The organism is Treponema endosymbiont of Eucomonympha sp. (assembly GCF_001028545.1).
Genome location: NZ_BBPW01000228.1, coordinates 1 through 969, shown reverse-complemented (window position 1 = coordinate 969; position 969 = coordinate 1). Strand labels below are relative to the sequence as shown.

Annotated in this window: 1 protein-coding gene and 1 pseudogene; both read right to left on the bottom strand. The window is 61.8% G+C overall.

The features are described 5' to 3' along the window. Positions 1–659: pseudogene (locus AWU74_RS06160) on the bottom strand (ATP-dependent zinc metalloprotease FtsH); the annotation flags it as partial. 96 nt (positions 660–755) lie between these two features. Beyond that, positions 756–969 (bottom strand): hypothetical protein (locus tag AWU74_RS11790; protein WP_187150896.1); only part of this gene is annotated, 214 nt, incomplete at its 5' end.

Below are 969 nucleotides of genomic sequence, written 5' to 3'. Positions count from 1 at the left end.
TGCCCTTCCGCCACCGCGCTCGAGCGCGATCCGTTGCCGAAAAGCCCGCCGCTCAAGCCCCCGTTCATGCGGCGGAAGAGGAAGAAATACATGACGAGCATCAGCACTATCGGCACGACGAGGCTCCAGAAAAGCTGGGCGAAGAAGGTGTTTTGCTTCGGGATAACGCGGTACGTTACGCCACAGTCGTCGAGCAGTTTTATGAAGCGGTCGGTCAGGAAGCCGATAGTCTTGTATTCGGGCGTCCGAGACGGGGAGACGGGGAGCTTGAACAGCCCTCCGGCCGACGGCAAGGCGCCGGTTTGGGAGCGGTTCCTGTCGGTGTAGCCGGTGAGGTATGTTTCCCGGATTTCGACATAGGTTATCGCGCCGCTCTCTATCAGGCTGCGGAACTCCGAAAAGTCGACGAGGGAGTCCTGCCGGCGCATCATCACCACGTTCAGCACGACGGTGATTCCTAGCACCGCGAGCAGGATTCCCCAGAACGGCACGGGCGGCTTTTTGTTTTTGCCGCCGCCTTTCCCGCCCTTGTCCGCGCCGTCGCCGGGCGCCAGCTTGAAAAAATCGTAGGGGTCGCGGCTGTCCCGGCTGTTCTTGCCGCCGCTTTTGCGCCCGCCGCCTTTTTTATCGCCGCCGTTGTTCTTATTGCTTTCTGCCATATATTCCTTGTCGCGCCGCATGCGGAAAGCGGCGCGTCTCGCCGGAGCGAAACGCGCCGCTTTCATTGGGAGTCCGGCGCCGGCGGAGAGCCGCTGCTACACAATTTTGTCTTCAAGCACCACGTCGCCCGCGGGCATGATAAAGGTGCCGCCTGCCGGTGCCGTCACGGGCGGCGAAAGTTCCGAAAGCTGCTCTTTCCCGTTTACGAGCGTGCGCAGCAAAACGCGCCACCCGCCGAACTTACACCCGGTGTCCCCGTTCACGAAAACCCACGTCCCCGATAGACGCACTCCCGCCGCACGGACTTTC